The sequence below is a fragment of the Cyclobacterium salsum genome (assembly GCF_010119245.1).
GTDB classification, from domain to species: Bacteria; Bacteroidota; Bacteroidia; order Cytophagales; family Cyclobacteriaceae; genus Cyclobacterium; species Cyclobacterium salsum.
This window is the reverse complement of sequence record NZ_WNKG01000003.1, coordinates 293,026-314,146: the sequence shown is the minus strand read 5'-3', so window position 1 is coordinate 314,146 and position 21,121 is coordinate 293,026. Positions and strand designations below refer to the sequence as shown.

The 21,121-nt window shown below is 44.4% G+C and carries 18 protein-coding genes; 6 read left to right on the top strand and 12 right to left on the bottom strand.

Features of this window, described 5'->3' with window-relative positions; translation table 11 throughout:
- Positions 1-136: 136 nt before the first annotated feature.
- A complete protein-coding gene (locus GJS45_RS06755; RefSeq protein ID WP_162340708.1) occupies positions 137-736 on the bottom strand; it encodes an RNA polymerase sigma factor in 600 nt (199 codons plus the stop codon).
- A gap of 395 nt (positions 737-1,131) precedes the next feature.
- Here GJS45_RS06755 and GJS45_RS06750 point away from each other — a divergent pair, with 395 nt between their 5' ends.
- Both GJS45_RS06750 and GJS45_RS06745 read left to right on the top strand, forming a co-directional pair.
- Positions 1,132-2,286 carry an amidohydrolase family protein gene (locus tag GJS45_RS06750; RefSeq protein WP_235954652.1) on the top strand — a complete coding sequence of 385 codons (1,155 nt, stop codon included), beginning with the start codon at positions 1,132-1,134 and terminating at the stop codon, positions 2,284-2,286.
- A 36-nt stretch (positions 2,287-2,322) separates the two neighbouring features.
- A complete protein-coding gene (locus GJS45_RS06745; RefSeq protein ID WP_162340817.1) occupies positions 2,323-3,642 on the top strand; it encodes a Gfo/Idh/MocA family protein in 1,320 nt (439 codons plus the stop codon).
- 966 nt (positions 3,643-4,608) lie between these two features.
- On the opposite strand, the gene GJS45_RS06740 is transcribed toward GJS45_RS06745, so the two are convergent.
- The 3 genes from GJS45_RS06740 to GJS45_RS06730 all read right to left on the bottom strand — a co-directional run bounded on the left by GJS45_RS06740 (position 4,609) and on the right by GJS45_RS06730 (position 9,669).
- The gene (locus GJS45_RS06740) at positions 4,609-5,742 is read right to left on the bottom strand and encodes a DEAD/DEAH box helicase (protein WP_162340707.1); all 1,134 of its coding nucleotides are present in this window, start codon (positions 5,740-5,742) and stop codon (positions 4,609-4,611) included.
- A gap of 294 nt (positions 5,743-6,036) precedes the next feature.
- The gene (locus GJS45_RS06735) at positions 6,037-7,602 is read right to left on the bottom strand and encodes an arylsulfatase (RefSeq protein ID WP_162340706.1); all 1,566 of its coding nucleotides are present in this window, start codon (positions 7,600-7,602) and stop codon (positions 6,037-6,039) included.
- Between the two features lie 69 nt (positions 7,603-7,671).
- Positions 7,672-9,669 (bottom strand): DUF5060 domain-containing protein, encoded by a 1,998-nt coding sequence (locus GJS45_RS06730; RefSeq protein WP_162340705.1) that lies wholly within the window; start codon positions 9,667-9,669, stop codon positions 7,672-7,674.
- 306 nt (positions 9,670-9,975) lie between these two features.
- Between GJS45_RS06730 and GJS45_RS06725 the strand changes: the two genes are divergently transcribed.
- Genes GJS45_RS06725 through GJS45_RS06715 form a run of 3 tightly spaced genes read left to right on the top strand, consistent with a single transcriptional unit; the run spans position 9,976 to position 11,082 of the window.
- Complete coding sequence (locus tag GJS45_RS06725; RefSeq protein ID WP_162340704.1) at positions 9,976-10,524, top strand: aldo/keto reductase; 549 nt, start codon at positions 9,976-9,978, stop codon at positions 10,522-10,524.
- Positions 10,493-10,669, top strand: coding sequence for a hypothetical protein (locus tag GJS45_RS06720; RefSeq protein ID WP_162340703.1), 177 nt, complete (start codon positions 10,493-10,495; stop codon positions 10,667-10,669). The genes GJS45_RS06725 and GJS45_RS06720 overlap by 32 nt, the downstream gene beginning before the upstream one ends.
- Positions 10,618-11,082, top strand: a complete 465-nt coding sequence (locus GJS45_RS06715) for an aldo-keto reductase family protein (RefSeq protein ID WP_162340702.1) — start codon at positions 10,618-10,620, stop codon at positions 11,080-11,082. The genes GJS45_RS06720 and GJS45_RS06715 overlap by 52 nt, the downstream gene beginning before the upstream one ends.
- 21 nt (positions 11,083-11,103) lie before the next feature.
- On the opposite strand, the gene GJS45_RS06710 is transcribed toward GJS45_RS06715, so the two are convergent.
- The 8 genes from GJS45_RS06710 to GJS45_RS06675 form a co-directional block, all read right to left on the bottom strand.
- Complete coding sequence (locus GJS45_RS06710) at positions 11,104-12,054, bottom strand: ThuA domain-containing protein (protein ID WP_394366578.1); 951 nt, start codon at positions 12,052-12,054, stop codon at positions 11,104-11,106.
- Between the two features lie 150 nt (positions 12,055-12,204).
- Positions 12,205-13,647 (bottom strand): sulfatase, encoded by a 1,443-nt coding sequence (locus tag GJS45_RS06705; protein ID WP_162340700.1) that lies wholly within the window; start codon positions 13,645-13,647, stop codon positions 12,205-12,207.
- Between the two features lie 181 nt (positions 13,648-13,828).
- Entirely contained in the window at positions 13,829-14,227 is a 399-nt protein-coding gene (locus GJS45_RS06700) for a thioredoxin domain-containing protein (RefSeq protein WP_162340699.1), read from the bottom strand.
- A 172-nt stretch (positions 14,228-14,399) separates the two neighbouring features.
- Positions 14,400-15,392 (bottom strand): aldo/keto reductase, encoded by a 993-nt coding sequence (locus GJS45_RS06695; protein WP_162340698.1) that lies wholly within the window; start codon positions 15,390-15,392, stop codon positions 14,400-14,402.
- A gap of 69 nt (positions 15,393-15,461) precedes the next feature.
- On the bottom strand, positions 15,462-16,667 hold the full coding sequence (locus tag GJS45_RS06690; RefSeq protein ID WP_162340697.1) for a GAF domain-containing sensor histidine kinase: 1,206 nt from the start codon (positions 16,665-16,667) through the stop codon (positions 15,462-15,464).
- Positions 16,668-16,827: 160 nt separating this feature from the next.
- The gene (locus tag GJS45_RS06685; protein ID WP_162340696.1) at positions 16,828-17,523 is read right to left on the bottom strand and encodes an SGNH/GDSL hydrolase family protein; all 696 of its coding nucleotides are present in this window, start codon (positions 17,521-17,523) and stop codon (positions 16,828-16,830) included.
- A gap of 5 nt (positions 17,524-17,528) precedes the next feature.
- Complete coding sequence (locus tag GJS45_RS06680; protein WP_162340695.1) at positions 17,529-18,452, bottom strand: patatin-like phospholipase family protein; 924 nt, start codon at positions 18,450-18,452, stop codon at positions 17,529-17,531.
- A gap of 15 nt (positions 18,453-18,467) precedes the next feature.
- Entirely contained in the window at positions 18,468-19,229 is a 762-nt protein-coding gene (locus tag GJS45_RS06675; RefSeq protein ID WP_235954651.1) for a DUF6503 family protein, read from the bottom strand.
- A 533-nt stretch (positions 19,230-19,762) separates the two neighbouring features.
- Between GJS45_RS06675 and GJS45_RS06670 the strand changes: the two genes are divergently transcribed.
- Entirely contained in the window at positions 19,763-21,121 is a 1,359-nt protein-coding gene (locus GJS45_RS06670) for a NarK family nitrate/nitrite MFS transporter (protein ID WP_202928043.1), read from the top strand.

Sequence of the window (21,121 nt, the reverse complement as noted above, 5' to 3'; positions counted from 1 at the left end):
GTTCACGATCGGATTTACAGTATTTCAAACGCCTTGCCTACCCTCAGCCCGACCACATTACCCAATTTCAGCAAAAAATCTCCTTTTCAGCAAATCCCCCTTTACCAAAAGGGGCTGGGGGATTTTTTAAGGCATTTCAAATAAAAAAGAATAACCCTACCAGCATTGAAACCACATACTTTTTCAGGCTGCTGATGGCTTTCCAGGCAAGCGTATATACGGATCGAAGGTTGATGCCCATCATTTTCGAAACTTCCTCATAGGAAAACTGCTCAAAAAACAGCAACTGGATCGCCTGCTTTTGCCGGAGGGGTAATTTATCCAGCCCGGCCGCCAATTTGATTTGAAGGCTTTTTTCCTGCTGCATCCCAATGAGTTCACCCTCCTTGGATTCAACGGATAATGGATGCGGGCCGTCTTCCCCCAGTTCTTCCCATTTCCATTTGGATCGCTTTTTGCTCTCCCGGTATATTTTATGGGAGAGGGACCTGAAAAGGTAAACTTTTACATGATCTGCTTTCGGCAGATTTTGGTGGTACTTCCACAAATCAATAAAAACTTCCTGAATACAGTCTTGCACAAAATCGGCATCATTCACCAAAGCCAGACCATACTTAAAAAGTTCATGGGCAAATAGACGGTACAAGCCTTCCAAACCCTCTCGTTCTCCATTTCGTAACGAAAGCCAAAGCTCATTGCGGTCACTAAAGGAAATAGGGTTTTCCTGGTATTTCACGATGGTTATTTTGGGTAAATATTTAATTCAATTCCTAATTATCGGTATAAATTTAAAAATTAGCAAATCTTGTTAAGAAAAACCCTTTTATTTAGTAACCGACCTACAATCAAACGAAGGAATGGTCATGTTGCCATCGAAAAAATCCTTTCCCTTCCGGTTTTTTACAGAATGGTATTTTTAGACAAACTGATCCTGTTTCCTCATTTTGTGCCGAAAACAACATACCTTGCGGCAGGGCGAACGCAGCAATCTCCTCATAAATAAGTGCTACCCTTTTTTTTAACCTAAAAATTCTCTAAAATTATACCAAACCAGAGGTAAACCTCCTCGTCCAATCCAACAGGAAAGGAGCTGGACCCGAAAAAAATCGTTACCACATTCCTTCGAAAACCATGAAAATAATCACCAAAATAGGCAAACCATTTGTTTTTTCTTTCTGTCTTTTCACCCTCGCCTTTTGCTGTCAATCACCGAAAAGCAATAATGAAACGCCTGAAATCATGGAAGAAAGCTACTATTCCCTGGAAGATTTTGACCAAATAGAAAAAATCGATGCCCATGTACACCTGAGAACGGATTTCGATACCGTATTTATACGGCAGGCAGCCCGGGATAAGTTTAGACTGCTGAACGTAAGTGTGTATACCTCTCCAAACCTGACACCGGAAGCACAGGAAGATTTTTCGTTGAAACTCATCGGCGAATTTCCGGATATTGTTTCCTATGGAACGACCTTTTCCCTGGAGGGATTTACCAACAACGATTGGGAAAGTAAAACCCTGGACTATTTGGAAAAATCCATTGGCAGGGGAGCTATAGCGGTAAAGGTGTGGAAAAATATCGGCATGGAGTTGAAAAATGAAAGGGATGAGCTGGTAATGATTACCGATCCTGCCTTTGATTCCATCCTGCAGTTGTTGATGGAAAAGGACATTACCCTGTTGGGCCATCTTGGGGAGCCCAAAAATACCTGGTTGCCGCTGGAGGAAATGACAGTGCAGGGGGATCGGGATTATTTTCGGGAAAACCCCCGGTACCACATGTATCAATTCCCGGATTTACCCTCGTATGAAGAGCAGATTGCTGCCCGGGATCAACTGCTGGCCAATAATCCCGATCTGCGATTTGTTGGCGCGCATTTGGGAAGCCTGGAATACGATGTAAACGAACTGGCAAAAAGACTGGATTCCTTTCCCAACATGGCCGTGGATATGGCCGAACGCATCTCCCATTTGCAACACCAGGCCGTTAGCAATTGGGAAGGGGTGCGCGACTTCATCATTACCTACCAGGACCGACTCCTCTATGGAACGGATTTGCGCGCCGGTGCATCGGACATACAGGCGAAGGGATTAACGGAACCGGAAGAGATTTCGGAACATGCCCATCAGGTTTGGTTACGACATTGGCAATTTTTTACCGGGGACCTAGAAATGCAGGTACCAAAAGTCACCGGTACCTTCAAGGGATTGAAATTGCCCAAGACGGTGGTAGATAAAATTTACCGGACCAATGCCGAAAAATGGTATCCAGGAATCCTCCAGTAGACTTCACGACGTGTTACATTTCAAATAAAAATTACGATGAATAATCTTGACCGCAGAAATTTCCTTAAGCTTTCAACGCTAGCCCTGGGAGGTATTACAACAGGCTTACTATCCAATCAATCGATGGCTTTGGGCCTCAAACGGAATCTGAGACTGGGGTTTGTGGGTATTGGGGGTAGAGGCTCTTACCACCTGGACACTGCACTAGGAATTACCGGGGTAGAAGTCCCTGCCATTTGTGACATCGATCCCAAAAACCTTTACCAGGCCAAAAGGTGGATTGAGGAATCCGGTCAACCGAGCCCCAGGCTTTATGATAAGGGGCCAACAGATTTTATTAGGTTATGCGAGGAGGAAGAGCTGGATGCCGTGATATGTGCCACCCCCTGGGACACCCATGCTCCGGTATGTCTGGCGGCCATGAGAAATGGAAAACATGCGGCTTGCGAAGTGCCCATTGCCCAGACACTTGAAGAAGCATGGGAATTGGTAGAAACCTTTGAAAGCACCGGTAAGTGGGCAAGTATCGTATTGGGTGGTTTTGGAGACCTGACCATGTTGAATATGGTGCGAAAAGGATTATTAGGGGATATCCTCCATGTAGAAAGTGGCTATATACATGATTTGAGAATGGTGAAGTTTAATCCGGAAGAAGAACCGTGGAGATTACAACCTGCCATAGATAAAAACGGGAACCTCTACCCCGACCATCCCATGAGAAACATGATGCCTGTACTGGACATCAACCATGGGGACAGGTTTGACTACCTGGTCTCCATGAGTACGAAATCGGGCATGCTCAATGAATATGCCAAAGCCCAGTACGGGGAAAAACATCCGTATGCGACAAAAGAGATGGCGCTTGGGGATTACAACGCGTCGCTTATCCGAACCGTAAAAGGAAAAATGGTCACCCTTAACCACGACACGCATACCCCCCACCCCAGGGAAAGTTTCCGACTTCAGGGTACCAAAGGAATTTATTTAAAGGAAAGGGATGCCCAACGAATATATATTGAAGGTAGAAGCCCAAAGGAACATCAATGGGAACCTGCAGCGCACTATTTAGCCGAATATGCGCATGAAATTATGAAAAATTACGCCCCTCCCGAACGCAAAGGAGGAGCCATCCGTGGACATGGCAGTGGAGGCATGACCCAAACGCCGATCAACTGGCACCGACTGGTACTTGCCTTGCAGGAAAATAAACAGCCGGACTGGGATGTGTACGATTCGGTAACAAGTGCTGCCATTATCCCGCTCACCGGAACCTCCGTAGCTGACAAAAGCAGACCGGTGGATTTTCCCGATTTTACGAGAGGAAAGTGGGAAACAAGACCACCACTTTATTCCTGAAAAAGATTCCTTCTAACAATAGATTGATTTTAAAAATAGCGGGAACCTGACTTGTTCTTATAACCGAAGGGGCAAAAATAGGATGGCCGATCCGGGTGTAGTATCCACTACACCTTTCTTTTTAACGTAAATAAACTAAAGAAACGATAACGTTGAAAAGGCCATTTGTAATGGCCATCTACGAATTCCATTTAATAATTACATCTACCATCTTCGAGGTTTACATCTTTTCGTGACCTGAAGAATACCTATTTTTGAACAGCATCATTTTGGCGGTGTTTTATCGATACTTCGGTCCAACCAGTCATATTCCAATCCGGTATAATTAGTTTGACTTGTCAAAAACCCTATCCATCAATCAAAACACCATCGGGTATAGAAAAAATAGAAAAGTCCAAAATTTCCAATAATGGCATTCTTTAATTATCGCTATTGCTAGAAGTGCGGTGGCCTGCCAGAGAACGAGGCGGCGACCGGCACTGCGGGGAGGAGATTTCTGCTGGCTTGATTTTTCTTTGCTTCGTTTCTTTTTATCTAAGAAAAAGAAATGAAGAGGCTAAAAGTACCTTTGCCGGGCAAGATTAGAATTTCACCTTTCAATTAGGTTAACCAAGTTCCAACTAACTCTTTGTAGCTATTGGATACAATGTGCGAAGATTCGACTATCAAAACCTATTTAAACTGAATAGAAACAATTTTTACATTTATTCCCTATCCAGGGAATAGTATCTCACTTCACCCTCATATTGACCGTAAATATTCTATAAAAAAAGTAACTATAAAATGGCACTTTGTAATGGCCATCTACAGATTCTATTTAATAAAATTCCATCTACCTTATTCAAGGTTTACATCTTTTCGTGACCCGATTGATACCCTATTTTTGAACAGCATCATTTTGCCGGTATGCTAAGATACTTTTACCCGACCTGGTTTTTTTGAATTCGGGCCATGCGTTTTGACTTATCAAAAACCCAGGTTTTTTGAATCAATCAGTTCGACCATTCGTTTCATTTTTTTCTGAATGACCTTAAAATGATGCGTGTCTTCCTCCGATATCAGGGAAATAGCCTCTCCCTCTGAACCCGCCCTGCCTGTCCGACCGATGCGGTGAATGTAATCCTTTGGGGAACGGGGCAGTTCGTAATTGACCACATGGGGTAGAAACTGGATATCGATGCCCCGGGAGGCGAGGTCGGTGGCCACCAAAACCCGTAGGTTTCCTTGTTTAAAATTCCGAAGCGATTCCGTCCGGGCAGCCTGACTTTTATCCCCATGAAAGGACTGGGCTTGTATTCCGTGTTTTTTTAATTTGGCGGCGAGGTTATCTGCCGCCCGTTTGGAACTGGCAAAAACCAACACCTGGGTCCAGTTTCCCTCACTGATCAGAAACCTCAATAAAGGCCCCTTGTTTTCGGGTGTTACCAAATAGGCCGATTGCTTGATTTGGGCGGGTGAAACGGTATCTTGCCCGATTTCTATCCGGACCGGTTGGTGAAGCAGGTTGGCCGATAAGCCGGCTACCGACTCCTCCGTCGTCGCAGAAAAAAGGATGTTCTGCCGTTTTTTAGGCAATCCGGACAAGATTTCATCTACTTCCTCCTTAAATCCCAGGTTCAGCATTTTGTCAGCCTCGTCCAAAACCAGTATTTCCAATGCGGATAAGTCCACAGCCTTTTTTGAAAGCAAATCCAGCAAGCGCCCGGGAGTCCCGATCAGGATGTCGGTGCCGTACAGGTGTATCATTTGGGGATTGATGGACACCCCACCATACACCGCCATGGATTTTACGTTCCTTGGCAAGCCGTTCGTAAAGGTTTTTACCGTTTGATCGACCTGAATGGCCAGTTCCCGGGTAGGGACCAGCACCAGGACAGCGACTGCCCTACTCTTTACAGCGGTTTTCCCCTGAAACATTTCCAAAACCGGCAATACATAAGCGGCTGTTTTACCAGATCCCGTTGGAGCCAGGCCCCAAACGTCTTTCTTTCTTAGAATGGCAGGTATTGCCTGGATCTGAACAGGAAAGGGATTTTCGTATTTTGCTTTGCTTATTGCTTCCAGTAGTGGTATTGAAAGACCGAGATTGGTAAAGCTCATGGGTACATTTTTGGCCAAAGGTAGGTTTTTTTCATCATTAACCAGTGGGTTGCTGGATCCGAGCAACGGTATCCAGTTCCTTATTAAGGAAAACCGAAAATCAAAAAAATACTTTCAAGATAACAGAAGTCCAACCCTAAACTCAATTGCATTGGGTAGAGAGCACCTCCCCATTGCCAGTGCGATCGATATTCGGGGTTTGGATCAATTGGGCCACTGATGGTCGGGTACTCAATTTGTTTACAAAATTCTGATGGTTTGCTCAAGAGAATTAGCCCAACCCACCATCTCCCATCATTTATCAGTTGTTTTTGATCGTTGTGTATATTCTTCAATCAAGGAATTGCCGATACCTTCCTTTTCGTCCATCAGATTGGTTGTTTCTGTCATATCATCTGCCATATTATAGAGTTCCCACGGCTCACCATTTTTCCTGACAATTTTCCAATCCCCCTTTCTGAACATCCGGAAATTTTCACCGAATCCAGAAATAAAAAATTCTGGTTCCTTTCGTTCTTTTCCTTCAAACAATGGCAAAAGTGAGCTACCATCCAACGGGGGGACCTTGGTTTCCTCTTCCCATTCCGGATATTCTCCCCCGGTTACTTCCAATAGGGTTGGAAATATATCCACCAGATGGCCAGGCTGGCTGATAAAGCCCCCTGCATTTTTGATCACATTTGGCCATCGGGCGATAAAATGGGTATGTGTGCCACCTTCGTGACCAAATTGCTTGAAATACCTAAAAGGTGTATTGCTTAGGTTAGACCAGGCAGCAGTTTGCGTCCGGTAGGAATGAGCCCCTCCAGGAGGACTATCAAAGTCCCGATTGCTGTCATAGGGACAGGCCCCATTATCAGAAAGGTAGATGACCAATGTATTTTCGGTCAGGTTTTCTTCATCCAAGGTATCCAATAGTCTTCCTATGTTGAGGTCCAAGCGGTGGATCATCGCTGCATAAACGGACATTTCCAAATCTAGGGCGTCCTTTTCTTCTTCAGTAAGGTCGGACCAGGGCCTGTATTTTGGGATCAAAGCCCTGATTTCCTCGTCTCCTTTTGGGTGTCCGCGAAATTGATTGATGTTGGAGGTGGGGTTGCTTAGTTCATGATTTTTGTCCAGTACGCCCATCTCAATCATCCTTTCATACCTTTGCTGCCGAAGTACGTCCCATCCGATTTTATATTTCCCTCTAAAGCGGGCTATATCCTCCGGTCTTGCCTGAAGCGGGTAATGTGGGGCATGGTAGGGCATAAATAAAAAAAAGGGTTCTTTGTCCTTACTGGCTTTCTTGATGTATTTCACGGCATAATCTGTAAATACATCCGTTTTATAAAATGGTTTTTGCTCAAATTCCAAATCTTTAACTTCTACCCGTTCACCATTTAAATAAAATGGTCGTGAAAACTTACCATCAGGTGGAACAAAGTATTCCGTGGTGGCCCAAAAGGTTAAGGATTGGTCCATGTTATTTTTGGCATAACACCTTTCAGGCACCCATTCCTGGAAGTGTTCCTTACCAAATTGGTAGGTTTGGTATCCTTCATTGCGGATCAGACTCACCATGCTTTGAGCAGCAGGGTTTTTATCATACAGGCCCGTAAGCATGACGGACCTGGATACCTCACATTTTGCCATATTGTAAAACTGCCTAAAACGTAGCCCTTCCGCTGCCAGCCGATCGATGTTAGGGGTGGGAATCTCTCCCCCATAACTTGAAATGTCCGAAAACCCAATATCATCCGCCATGATAAGGATGATGTTTGGTGTAGGTGGGACAGGGCCGGACTCCGTTTTTGGAACCAATACCAAATTGAAAAGCAGGGAAATATATGGGATCAAATAAAATACATGTATCATGTTTTTTCGTTTAGGAAAATAATTGAAGTTAGTATTTTAAAACCTAAAGGTCTTATCTAAATCCTGAAATTATTCAACCATAATATAAACCAACCAATCCTCCTCCAGTTCTTCCGGTGGCAAACCCAGTTCAATGACATCCCCACCTTCAATCTCGGTAATATTGCCATCCATAAGTGTTCCTCCTTCCCGTGGGTTAAACCATTTCACAACAAATGAACCTTCTATATCTCTAAGGTCCAATTTTGAAGTTTGAGCATCAGCCAGATAAACCAGGTATTGCTCCCCATCCAGCGCCAAACAATACTTTTCATTTCCATCATCCTCGTTAAAAATCAGGGCATTCCGGTTGGTCATTTTCCAAAAAGGGATTTCATGTTCCATAAAAAACGCATGGGCAATCCTGCAATATTCCCAGGATTGATCCCGGCTGCGGTAATTTTCACTTTGCATATCGCTATCCGGATGCCGGTTGCCAAAATAATATTCCACCCCGGCACCGCCTGCCATGATATTTCCCCACAAGGTCCTTTTTCTTATATCGTGGATGTCATAATCCAGGGGTTCATAATTGCCAAAATCCGGATCAGGAGGTACACCTGTTCCGGCAGGATTTTGCTCATCATTGGCCACTACCCAGGGTTTGCCGGCTGTATTTGATGCCCTTACCCATTGGAGGGTCCTTTGGTGAACGGCATCCCATGAATTTTGCAAAGATACCCCGGATAAATGGGAATTATATCCTAATAAGGGCGTATACACATCATCCTGCTGTTGCGGGTAGGTATGCACCACCACATTGTGCCTATAAGGATCGTTTTCATAAAAGAATTTTGTTATTTCCTTTAGCTGCTCCGTAGTCTGCGAATTTTCCTCTCCCAGGTTCCAATTCAAAGCCAGGCTGTATCCAAACCGGGCAATCAATTCCCTATAATACAACCGCCTTTGCGGCCCCAAATCCCCTCCGTCAAGGGATTCAATGATCACAGAAGATTCCCTGGCTTTATTGGTAGCCGGATAGTTGTTGTCATCCATCTCCGTTTCCTGGGTTTTAAAGTGCAAATTTAGGCCCTTGGTCTGGGCATGGTCAAATACCATTTGCCATTGGTCGAGCTTGGAGCAATCGTATCTGTACTTTTCATTTCTTTCAATAAATGGCCATACATTTTCTCCATCACCGCCTGCATTATAAGTCAGGAAGGAAAAGGTATTCATCTCTTTTGATGCCAAATAATTGACCGCCCCTATCAACCCTTTTCCCTTATCTTTCTGCCAGGTGGGATCACCTTCCTTCCAGTCCCCTAAATGATCCCTGAAATGTTTGATGGGTACCGTCGTTTTCCATATTTGGGTGTGCACATTATAGGTGCCGTCAAAATCCGCATAGGCGAGTAAGGTCTCCGGAGCATCCGGGCCCACTTTTAAAAAATATTCATTGTTGCCTTTAAATCTAAGGAAATGTTCTCCCACATATTCCAGCCTTCCCTTGGCCCTAAAATCCTTGCCTTCCTTATCTGTCGGACTGATGGTGAAATCGCCTTCTGCCCCATCATATGGTGCCAGGGGTTTGGACCAGGGTTGATCCGATACGGCCGCCAACTCCCCTTTCAAAAACGAAACTTCATAATGCCATTCACCTGATTTATCGGGAGACAGGTGCGCCCGCCACTTGATTCCATTATCGGCCCCTGATTCTGCCGCATTACCATCAGCCGCAAAATATCCGGGCACGACATATTCCGGCTCCCCGGATTCATGGACAAACCGCACCGACATGCGGTAATCCGTAAATGGATTGGGTTCCTTGTCCAATTCATGTGCAAAGGGGCCATCCATGGTCAGGGTAACCTTATGCCATTCCTTCAGTTCCCCTGAGACATCCACTTCCCCATTCCCATCGGCTTTCCGTTGGTTGGGATCCGTGAATGAAAGTAAGGGGAATGCATAGGGGGTAACAGATTGGTAATTCTTTTCCGGCTCCTGCGATTGTTCTTGGGCATTAAGGGCGGTGTAATTTACAAAAAGAAAAAGTAATAGGGAGGTTATCTGGCTGGGTTTGATTTTCATAGGAGTGTTTTTAATCCTTTATTTTTGATAAGCTCTCATTTATATAGGTGGGAAATGTCAATACGAAATTAAAATAAAAACTAATCGTTAAAATATCAAAGATTTAGATAAAAACCATATAAATAAAACCAAAACCGGTTCCGGTTTACATCCACGTAATCCCTCTGAAAGACAACTGGTTTGGGAAAGAAGCTTGCTGCTATCGATACGAATACCATTCATTTCAACTCTTGGTCATTGATTTTTTCAATGTAAACATAATAGGAAGGATTCATCCGCTCTTCGTCATCCCGTAAAATGGCGGTCATGTCATATTTCCCAGTAGGAATAAATCCCTCAAAATCCAGCGCAGCTTCATTGCTCATCACCGGCTTTGTTGTACTGATACCTGCTAAATTAGGTTTGGGCATTCCTTTGCTGGGAAAAGCCAAAGCAACTAGACCCTCGGCTCTTACTAACCTGCAACCTGGTATCAAACCGGAATGGCGCAACAAAAAAACAGGTATGGCCTATCGCCGGTTGGGAAATACCGGCATAGTGATCTCTGAAGTGGTCAATGGCGGTGATCCCGCCCGTCTAGGTAACCTGCGGATGACCGAAATTGCCATGGAACGTGGATTGAACTACCTGGATAGGGTACCTTCCTACGGTAATGGCGAATGTGAAGAATGTTATGCCAAGATCATCGACAACAGCGCCAAACGGGAAAAAATGTTTATGACCACAAAGGTAAGTGGATATACCGATCTAAGAAATAACCTGTACCGGGAATTTTATGACGGCCTGCATGGTAACAAACAGGAACATTACCAAAAAAAAAGCCATGGAAATGCGTTCTGCCCACAATGTGGGTAAGCCCGGCTATTTTATCACCTACTGGCCCGGACAGCAAGGCTCCTTTGAAGGCACCTACCTGAGCAATGCCATGGCCGCTAATTATGCCCACAAGTGGAAGGAAGTCCAAAGTTCAGGGAATACATCGTTTTCTTTGATATTCTGATGTGTCCCCACGGAGCAGGTTTCTCCGAAGAAGTACAATTAAAAGAAACGTTTACCACCTTTGAACAGCTAAAAAAGGCCGGGAAAGTCCGTTTTCTTGGCGTGTCTTCCCACAATGACCCGGCCGGCGTTTTAAGGGCTGCCAGAGAAACCGGCCATTATGAGGTAGCCATGGTAGCTTTTAACGTTATCAATGGTGGATACATGGAAAGAGAAATTGAGCTGGCCAAAGAAAGTGGCGCATCCAAAAAATGCAAAGAATTACCGGGGAATATGAAAGCTCCAGTTAAAGCCTACCTATGGGCCTTGCAGAACCCAAACCTATCAGCGGTGATTTCCAATCTTTGGGATGAACAAAATCTGAACGATAACCTTTCGGTAGCAGGTAAAAAATTGCGATTGCAACCGGGTTGATCGTATCCAACTCTATTGATTTTATTGGCCATCAATTTTCCACTTAAAATCCCGGCTGGTGGAATTTTCTGCCGTAGGAAAATCATCTGGTATGGGTTGAGTAACCTTTCCTGTTGCCGCCCATTCCGCTCCTCTTAAAAATGAAGTGATAAAACCAACGCTTTCAATTGAAAAATCATCGTGCCCCAGCGTGGTATGAAATACCCGCCCTTTGCCGTAGTCCAACACCATCAGCATGGGTTCGTGCCGGTCAGTAGGAGCTTTGCCTGAAACATCCTTACCGGTAGCCAGTACGGTCATGTTCTCGGCCGGTCCACGCAATTGAGAATAGCATTCATCCTTGGTGGTTAGCCATACTTTCGGCATTCCCCTGGTGATGGGATGATCTTTCTCACGAATGGTGATGGGAAAAATATGGCTAGGTCCATGGGCACCGCCTTTCCCCGGTGAAGGATCTCGTACCAGCTCGCCTTCATTAGTATAATACACATAAGGTCCATCTTTTTCAGTACGGTCACCCCAGCCTCCCAGGCCAATCATTTTATTGTATTCCAGCCAGTCTGGAAAAGAATTGTTTGCAGCGTGAAAGGAGACAAAGCCTCCGCCGGAGGACATGTATTCTTCGAATGCTTTTTGGGTGTCCTCCGGCCAATCCGCTGCTTTCCAGCCAAAGTTGGAAATCACGACATCATAATTCTTGAACATGGGGGCGAAATCCGGATCATGTTGCGGGTTTTCCAGATCGGTGGTGGCACCCACTCCCGCTAAGGGCAAGTACTCCTTTTCCCTTTCTGCGCCCCAGGTAAACCTGGTTCTGTAAATAGCTACCTGAAAAAGCCCCGTTTCTTCCAGGTACTGCTTCATCATTAGGGTCGCCTTCGGCCATACCGCATGGTTGTTTTGTCCGTCAACGATTAACGCTTTCAAAGGGGCTTTTCGTTTCGGTTCATGATGATGCTTGCTCGTGTCCATCTTATCCAGCCTGCCGGAATGGGCACTTAAATCTAATGAAAGCAAGTATAATACAAGATACAGGAGGAATTTCATATGATAAATGTTGAATTTTTGGAATAATGAAATCTTAATTAAAGCGTTTCCACTTGGGTGTTTATCGGGTCAATGTTATCTATTTAAAACACTGGGCACAGGAGCATTTACCTCTAATACCCAATTTCTAAGTTTTTCCAACAGTTTTATTGCTATTCCGGTTTCGCTGCCAGAAAGGTCGTCTTGCTCTGAAATATCGGTTCGCAAATTAAACAGTTCATAACGATCGTATTCATAATAATAAATCAATTTCCAATCCCCGGCCATGATTACCGAAGAGGGTACCGCACGCCAGTAATTTTCCGTTCCATCGAAAGATGGCAATACCTCCACGCTACCCCCCAGGTAAAGCGGGAAATGGAAAAAAAGCGAACGATCCCGGTCGAATGGCTCTCCTTTAAGAATTGGTACAAAGGAATCACCGTCCACCGGCTGGTTTTGCGGCAACTCCGCCGAGGCGATTTCTGCAAAGGTGGGCATAAAATCAACACCAGTTACCGGAATGTCGGATTTCGAACCGGCTTGGGTTATGCCAGGCCATTTAATACAAAACGGTACCCGGAGTCCCCCTTCGTAAAAAGTGCCTTTACCAGCCCTTAACGGAGCATTATCGGTAACGGACGAAAGCCCGCCGTTATCCGAGGTAACAATCACAACCGTGTTATCTTCCAAACCCAGTTCATTTAATTTGGCTAGAACCCTGCCAACACTACTATCGACCTGTTCCACTTCGGCTGCATACACCGGATCGTAATTTTTTCCGGGCCGGTTTTTAAGCTTGCTTTTGTAATATTCGATCCTTTTGTCCCTTGCGGCCAGGGGAGTGTGTACCTCCCAATGACTGAGATAAAGAAAAAACGGGTGCTCTTTATTTGCCTCAATAAAATGGATCGCTGCATCAGTCAGCCTTTCCGCCACATGATCATCGTTATAGTACCGCTTCTCCTCTCCGCAATAATTGGTGATTTTCCCAATCTCACCGGCTGCGGATAACACATCGAAACCCTGATTATCGTCGCCTATATGCCATTTCCCAAGCCTGGCAGATACATAGTCCGACTTTTTCAGCATTTCGGCAAGTGATTCAAATTCCGGTGAAACCGTATTGATGCTCACTGGAAATGTATTGAAAGTGGAATTTTGGCCCTGAGTGGGTACTTTGAACCGCATTTTGGAAACATCGCCACCCCTTGACAACCCTTGCGGAACATACACCTGATGTCGTGGCGAATACATCCCGGTTAACAAACTCGCCCGCGTGGGGGCACAGTTGGCAGCCGAGGGGTAAAACCGGGTGAAGACCATTCCTTCTGAAGCGAGTTGGTCGATATTGGGCGTTTCATAAAACTCAGCCCCATTATACCCCACATCCATCCAGCCAAGGTCGTCGGCAAGGATGAGTACGATGTTTGGCGGTGTACTTTTTCCTCCAACAAATTGACCCGTTGCCTCACCTGGGGACAACAAAATCAAGAATAGAGCTACTACTGCTACAATGCCGGTAATTTGGGCTTTCATTTCTTACTCGTCAAATGAATGCAAAAAATAGAAAAAAATTTCATCCAAAAGTTATAAAACAAAGAAAAATTCCCTTTTACGAAGAAATTAAATTTCATTTTACTTAAAAAAACCAGAATTACAGGAGAATTACAGGATGGGAAAGATTAGTTTCTACGCTAGACTACCTGGAATATAGCGTTTATGAATCGTTTCCGCTTATTTCATTGAATACCATATCTATCTTAATGGTATCCCTTGGATATTCTAAAACCGTTGCCCCATTAGCTGAAATCAAAAGAGGCGTTTTCAAAGCAGATTTCTCCTTAATCAATAAGGTCAAGAGATCGGTTTCGTCGATCTCTTTTCCTTGAATGTTTGCTTTGAAATAATCAGATTTCTCGTCGAAGAGATCGATTACACTTTTGTTTAGTTTTTTTGCCAACTCTAAAACCTGGGTTGGGGTCATTTCATTTTTCGATACATCCAACTCATTGATTACATGCTTATGTAGCGTCAAAACATAGGCATAGGCTTCCCTGTCTTCCAACTTTTTACCGTTATAAAGAAATTTGATTTCGTTTTTCTCCAATTCAAACATGATTTTAATATTTTTAGAAATCTAAAAAATGGAATCAATTACACCAAATTCTACCATAAATGATGCCAGTATTTATGGTCATCTTTTAGGTGGTTGTCAAATCATTTATCCCCATATCGCTCAAATATATTTTTTCATAAAAGAATGGGAAAGACCTCCGTCCCCTAAAAAATCATACCACCCTACCGTCCGTTTGCCATAGGTCCGCGTTGGGGCCCAAGGCCTCTTTGAGCGGACGGGTAATTTCATTAAGGCTGGATACCAGGGAGGGGGTCAGTGTCACCTGAGCGCTCGCTGCATTTTTTCTAACCTGCGCCGCATTTCTTCCGCCGACGATGGCTGCCGCTACGCCCTTTTGGTAAAGCAACCATGCCAAACTTAAATTTCCCATGGGAATATTCGCTTCTTTGGAAAGTTCCCGGATCTGACTAATGGTTTGAAAAGTCAGTTCTTCACAGCCCTCCTCCTGATGCCGGGATTGAGACCGTTCCTTTGTGAAATGCCGGGTTCTCGCCCGGTCATCGGGTACCTCCGCTTCCGAGGAAAACTTCCCTGTCAGCAAGCCCTGCATAATGGGAGAATAGCAAAGTACCGGTACCTCATCCGAAACACATTGGGGAAGGATCGAATACTCAATGGCCCGAAAAAGTAAATTATAGGCCATTTGATTGCTACTGATCTTGAATCCGGAGTTTTTGCAGGTAGCCAGGCTTTCGTTCCCGAAATTGGACACGCCGAAGGCCCGGATTTTACCCTCCTCGCGAAGTTCCTGAAGCGCACCCAAGGTTTCCTCCAACGGAATTTCCGGATTGGGCCAGTGCAACTGGTATAGGTCGATGTAATCGGTTTTCAAATTTTTCAGCCCTCTTTCGCACGCTTTTCTAATATCCTCCGCTGCAAAATCGGCCGGACCCGCTTTGGAAGCAATAATGATGTCTTTGCGTTTTTCTCCCAGGGCTTTGGCTAACAAATTCTCCGAAGCCCCCCCGCCGTAGGCTTCTGCGGTATCAAAAGTGGTAATTCCCTGATCGTAGGCCATTTTGATAGCTGCCAGGGAATCCCTTTCATCCTGTGGCCCCCAGTTAAAACCACCTACGATGGCCCAGCAACCAAAAATTAATCTTGAAATCTCTAAATCAGAATTAGGAAGTGCGTATTTTTCCATGCTAAACAAATAAAGGTTTATCAAAAAAAACGATTTCGGACTCCAAATCAAACCAAAACAGGCAGAAAATTAAACCGGGAGCGCTACTTCAAACCGGGAATAGGCACCTGGCCGGGAATCAATTTTTAGGGTACCGCCCATACCATCGATCAGATGCTTTACCAGGGGAAGACCAAAACCATATCCTTTTTCCCCGGAGGTTCCTTTTGTCGTATTCCCTTTACCGTTCAGAATAGCTTCGATTTGTTCCTCCGTCATTCCAGCCCCGGTGTCTTTCACTTCTACCAATAATTCCTTTTTGCCAGCGGTTTCAGCAAGTGCCAAGCTTACGGTTACGCTACCTCCCGATGGTGTAAATTTGATGGCGTTGGAAATCAGGTTTCCCAATATTTGAAGGAGTTTCGTTTTGGGAAAGGGATTTTCTTGATTTTCACCTTTCACCTCTACGCTTAGTTCTACTTTTTTCTGCTCTCCTTGCACCTCGTAAAGGTCTTTTAATTTTTCCTTTAAGGTCAATAAGTTGTATTCACTATCCGGGTTTAGTGCAGGCTTCTTTTTCCCTTCGTCCTCCTTGGATGAAAGTATTTCATCGGCTAACTCTAATAAAGATTTGCTGCTATTTTGAATTACCTCAATAAACTCCAACACATCCTCCAACTGATTTTTATCCCCTTTTTCTTTGATGATTTGCGCCAGGCCAATGATTCCTCCAATAGGTCCTCTGATATCATGGGCTACCTGCTCTTGTTTTTCTCTGGCATTTTGAACTTCAGATTGTAAAAAGGTTACGGTTTTCATCAATTTCAAGCGATTGACAATCTCATTGGCAATGATCTCCAATAAGGCCACTTTCTCCGGGCTGATGTACTTGGATTCCGTGTCCACCACACACAAAGCTCCCAGATTTAAACCCGATTCACTTTTCAAGGGTACCCCCCAGTAATATTTCAGGTTGGGATCATCTGTCACATACAATTTTTTATTAAAGCGCTCGTCTTTGGTAAGATCCTTGATTTCAAAAGGTTTATCACCCATGATGGTATATTGGCAGACTGAATCCTCTCTAGGCATCTGCATGGCAGGAATCCCCTCCCCCGCCACTGTCCACTGTGTATAGGCATCAATCAAATTGACCAGGGAAATATTGGTTCCGGCCACTTTTGCTGCCAGTTTGGCAAGGTCTTTCACATGATCTTCCAGTTTGATATGGTCCAGGTCATAATCAGATAATTGCAAAAGCCTGTCAAATTCGTTCTCGGGGATGGGCCGGTCCATAAAAATAGGTTATTGTGTTTCGGCAAAGGTAAACTGTAATAAAACCCTGTCCTAAAAATTGATGAATACAAAACGCTGACTGACGATCGAGCAAAAAAAATCCCGAAATCGTAGTAGGGCTGTAACATCCCTAAGAGGTTATTCCCGGGGCCAGAACTTACTAAAAATAGTAATCCAAAAACCCAGCAATAAAAGCGGCTTGCCTGGCGCGTGTTTCCTCGCCAAAATGAACGTGGTCGATAAACAAATCAGCACCCAAGTTCTCAGTAAAACCATGGAGATCAATCACAGGAACGCCTCTGGACTCGAAAACTACATCCGCCACCGCATTGTAAATTTCCAGATCTGCCGCATACCGGTAAAAGGATTGTTGATTTGAATTGTGGGTCTCATCGTCTACCGGGGTGGTTCGGATCCAGACCATTCGGATTCCTTTTTCCTGCAAAAGGGTATACATTTGCTCCAGATGGGAGCGATAGTCGTCCAGGGAAACCTGCTTCTTTCCTGTTTTTACGTCGGTTTTGATATCGTGCAGGCCGCAATTGATCAGCATCAAATCCGGACGGAAGGATGGATCTTGTACCTTTTTCTGAAGGTAGGTCAACACCATACCCGAGTCGCCTCCATTGGCCCCGGCAGGATGATCCAGATTAGCTGAACTAGATCCATCGTCCCTCTTGCGATCATAGATCCACTTCCCCTGAACGTATTGTTCAAGGAAAGGGCCGTACTGCATGGAAATGCTATCGCCAATGACAAATAACCCTGGCAAGGGCTGCCGGTCCATAGCGGTTAGCAACAGTATGGTGAGAAAAACAGCCGGAAGATAAATGAATTTTTTCCAAGAAGGTCGCATATGATTTATTTGTCAACTCCTATTTCGATACACTTACAAACCGGATTTTGCTCCTTCGCAAATCGCTTTCCCTGCCGCCACCATTTTTTCATTTGGTAAGGATCAAAAATAAGTGAATTTTCCGTTAATACTGCCGGTGGGTAATAAAAATTGAGGTTCACCCTGCGCCTTTTTCCAAGCAATTCGCCGATCTTAATGTCATCGCTGGAAATCTGGTCCAACATAAAATCAAAGGCCCTTGTCGTTAGTTCCAAGGCATTACGTACCGGTCGCTTCATCTCCCTCCCTGCCCTTGCCTTCAATACGATCACATCTATTTCGGTTGCCCCTTTGTAAATGGCTTCGGAAATCGGAACCAAGTCTGCAAACCCCCCATCTGCGTACTCATAGCCATCCTTCTCCATCAAACTCATAAAGGGGACCAGATTGGAAGACGCCCAAATCCACTCACAAAAATCGTGGTACTCGCAATCCTTTAGCCGTTTGTATTCCACATTATTCGTACTCAAATTGGAAACGGTGATGTAAATTTCCGCCGTATTGGCTTTCATCCGATCAAAATCTGCAGGAGTGATGATTTCTTTGATGAGTTTGAACAGGTTTTTGCTTTCGCCAAAAGTCTTCTTGCCCTTCAAAAACATTTTGATCGTACTAAAATGATTGATGCGGGTTTTATACACTCCGTTAATTTTGGAAATAACGAACGGATTGGTGCTAAAAATGCAATCCTGGGTAACCGATGTATAGATTGCCTTGATTTTTTCGATTTCGTTTATGGATAGGAGTGGCACCAACAGGCTTCCTGTAGAAGTTCCCACAAATATTTCATAGTTGAAACCGCAATCGCGGATCAGGTATTCGGCTATTCCACCTCCAAATGCTCCTTTACTTCCCCCTCCGGAAATGACCAGTCCTCTTTTCTCATGCATGGTAGCTGCCGTTTTTTATTGAATCAATTCCACTTGAATATTTTCTAAAAGTATTTCGGACAGCAGTTCCAGCTTTCCCTCCTCGTACAGCGGTTGCATTTCCTCCACGGATACTGTTTCATCTTCTGGCTTATAATTATCATAGTCCTGAAAAAGAATTCCGGAAACCTCTCGCTGATTTTTAGCCTTCCGAAACCGGACCCCTCCTCCATCGGTGTGGTAGGTATAGGCCATAAAATCCATCCGGAAATTTTCCTTATTGATCCAATACAGGAATTCGTCGTCGTAATCTTCCCCTCCCCCTTCTTTTTCAAAAGTTACTTTAATAAGTTCGTACGTTTTTCCATCTAGCTGGATTTCTCCCAGATGGGTTTTGATCACTGCCGGATCATTGAGACCGTAGGGTAAAAAAGCAAAATAAGCCACTGAATTTACAGAATTAGCATAAGCATCTTTGTCTTTATCGGGCAAATCCACCTCCTCCCCGTCTATTTTACGGGTAAATCCTTCGTTGTCAAGTACATCTACTATCCGACCAGCCTCGCCGGAAAAAGCCCTTACATATCGAAACCGTTCCGGAGATTTGAATATTTCATACTGCCTGTCCCGGAAATCAAAGCTTATTTCGGCCGATTGAAAGCGTTCGCCTCCATGGGTTGCGATGGATTGATCAATGATTTTATCAGCTTCACTCTCTAGCGAACAAGCAACGGATGCGCTCAGGAAAATCAAGGCGCAACCCATGTTTTTTAATAAAACTACCGAAAACTTTCTCATATAGACCTACACTTAAAATTCGATTTCATCTTTAAGGGGGTATCATTATTGTTTTCAATCAACAAATCTGTTCTGAAAAACCAAGAGCATAATGTCCCTAATCAATCCTATACTTGCCGTTTAAAGCCAACAGCACTCATTTTTGGAAAGATAAGAAAAACCATCCAAAATTAGAGGCAATTTTATACATGCTGGATTATTTTCAAAACCGGGAAGCCTACAAAATGCCCCTTCTTCCTTAATCACTACGTAAATTTCAAATTTTACGTAATTTTTTTTACGTATTTTTACTTATTTAATAAAACATCCCGTATATTAGCAATCAGAAAAAACAAAGCTCACTGATAGGGGATAACGAATGAAATTCGTGGTTTTATAGTGGTTCATGAGCAAAAAACAGGAACCCGAAATAAACATTGAGGAATTCGCTTTATCAGAGGATTGGGATAGTCACCCGTATATATACGTAATAATAGCCTTCAATAAGCCTGATCGATACCGAACCTATTTTCGCATATTAAACGAGATAATCAATGAAATTTTCAGCCAAAAAAGCCACCGCCATTAACCTGTTGGATTTCAAATCCCCGCAGATGCGTGCATTTCACCTTTCCTGGTTTGCCTTCTTTCTTTGTTTTTTCGGGTGGTTTGGAATAGCGCCCTTGATGGCCATCGTACGGGAAGAATTAGATCTAACCAAGTCACAAATTGGCAATATTATTATTGCCTCGGTATCGGTAACGGTGCTGGCAAGGTTATTTATTGGCTGGTTGGTAGATCGTATTGGTCCGCGAATTACGTATACCTACCTGCTTGCCCTGGGAGCTGTACCCGTCATTCTCATCGGCCTTAGCGATAGTTACGAAAGTTTTCTTTTATTCAGGTTGGCGATCGGAGTGATCGGCGCATCCTTTGTGATCACCCAATACCACACCTCGGTGATGTTTGCTCCCAATGTGGTGGGCACCGCCAATGCTACTTCGGCCGGTTGGGGCAATATGGGTGGCGGTGTCACGCAAATGGTCATGCCAGCCATTTTTGCGCTGTTTGTTTCTCTTGGGTTTCTGGATTCCAATGCCTGGCGATACGCCATGATGGTACCTGGGATTGCCATGCTGCTCACTGCCATTGCCTACTACAAATGGACCACGGATTTTCCGGAAGGAAATATCAAAGACCTCAACAAAAAAGATCTGGAGTACAAACGAAAGAAAAAAGCCGATGGCAAAGGGGCACTGAAAGCAGCCTTGTCCGACCGCCGGGTATGGGCCTTGTTTCTGATTTACGCTGCCTGTTTCGGTATAGAACTTACCATTAATAATATTGCAGCTATCTATTACCATGATAATTTCCAGTTGGACCTAAAGACAGCCGGCCTAATAGCAGGTCTGTTCGGACTGATGAACTTGTTTGCCCGGTCTCTTGGAGGCTTTTTCGGAGACAAAGCAGGACTCAAATGGGGGCTGAAAGGAAGGGTTAGCTTTTTGGGAGCAGTGGTACTCATCGAAGGGATTGCCCTGATGCTGTTCTCTCAAATGACCCTGCTGCCATTAGCCATCGGTACCATGATTCTTTTTAGTCTCTTTGTGCAAATGGCAGAAGGAGCTACTTTCTCTGTGGTACCCTTTGTGAATAAAAAAGCCATCGGGATGATTTCAGGTATCGTGGGAGCAGGCGGAAATGTGGGAGCCGTTTTGGCTGGATTCCTTTTAAAAGTAGAAGGCCTTAGCTATGCGGATGCCTTGTTCTTTCTGGGAATTACCGTCTCTGTTATCAGCATTTCCTCTTTGTTAATCCGCTTTTCCAGGTATGATGAAAAAGTGGCCCAAGAGGAACTGGAAGAATCATTGACCCAAGAGGCTATCCTTCAGCCGGAAATGGTCAATAGTTAA

Coding starts and splice junctions, on each gene's coding strand:
- GJS45_RS06685 (WP_162340696.1), bottom strand. CDS start 17,523: ATGCGACCTTCTTGGAAAAAATTCATTTATCTTCCGGCTGTTTTTCTC.
- GJS45_RS06670 (WP_202928043.1), top strand. CDS start 19,763: ATGAAATTTTCAGCCAAAAAAGCCACCGCCATTAACCTGTTGGATTTC.
- GJS45_RS06745 (WP_162340817.1), top strand. CDS start 2,323: ATGAATAATCTTGACCGCAGAAATTTCCTTAAGCTTTCAACGCTAGCC.
- GJS45_RS06680 (WP_162340695.1), bottom strand. CDS start 18,452: ATGCATGAGAAAAGAGGACTGGTCATTTCCGGAGGGGGAAGTAAAGGA.
- GJS45_RS06735 (WP_162340706.1), bottom strand. CDS start 7,602: ATGATACATGTATTTTATTTGATCCCATATATTTCCCTGCTTTTCAAT.
- GJS45_RS06710 (WP_394366578.1), bottom strand. CDS start 12,054: ATGGACACGAGCAAGCATCATCATGAACCGAAACGAAAAGCCCCTTTG.
- GJS45_RS06700 (WP_162340699.1), bottom strand. CDS start 14,227: ATGTTTGAATTGGAGAAAAACGAAATCAAATTTCTTTATAACGGTAAA.
- GJS45_RS06750 (WP_235954652.1), top strand. CDS start 1,132: ATGAAAATAATCACCAAAATAGGCAAACCATTTGTTTTTTCTTTCTGT.
- GJS45_RS06740 (WP_162340707.1), bottom strand. CDS start 5,742: ATGAGCTTTACCAATCTCGGTCTTTCAATACCACTACTGGAAGCAATA.
- GJS45_RS06690 (WP_162340697.1), bottom strand. CDS start 16,667: ATGGACCGGCCCATCCCCGAGAACGAATTTGACAGGCTTTTGCAATTA.
- GJS45_RS06725 (WP_162340704.1), top strand. CDS start 9,976: ATGTCATATTTCCCAGTAGGAATAAATCCCTCAAAATCCAGCGCAGCT.
- GJS45_RS06730 (WP_162340705.1), bottom strand. CDS start 9,669: ATGAAAATCAAACCCAGCCAGATAACCTCCCTATTACTTTTTCTTTTT.
- GJS45_RS06720 (WP_162340703.1), top strand. CDS start 10,493: ATGGAAATGCGTTCTGCCCACAATGTGGGTAAGCCCGGCTATTTTATC.
- GJS45_RS06705 (WP_162340700.1), bottom strand. CDS start 13,647: ATGAAAGCCCAAATTACCGGCATTGTAGCAGTAGTAGCTCTATTCTTG.
- GJS45_RS06675 (WP_235954651.1), bottom strand. CDS start 19,229: ATGAGAAAGTTTTCGGTAGTTTTATTAAAAAACATGGGTTGCGCCTTG.
- GJS45_RS06695 (WP_162340698.1), bottom strand. CDS start 15,392: ATGGAAAAATACGCACTTCCTAATTCTGATTTAGAGATTTCAAGATTA.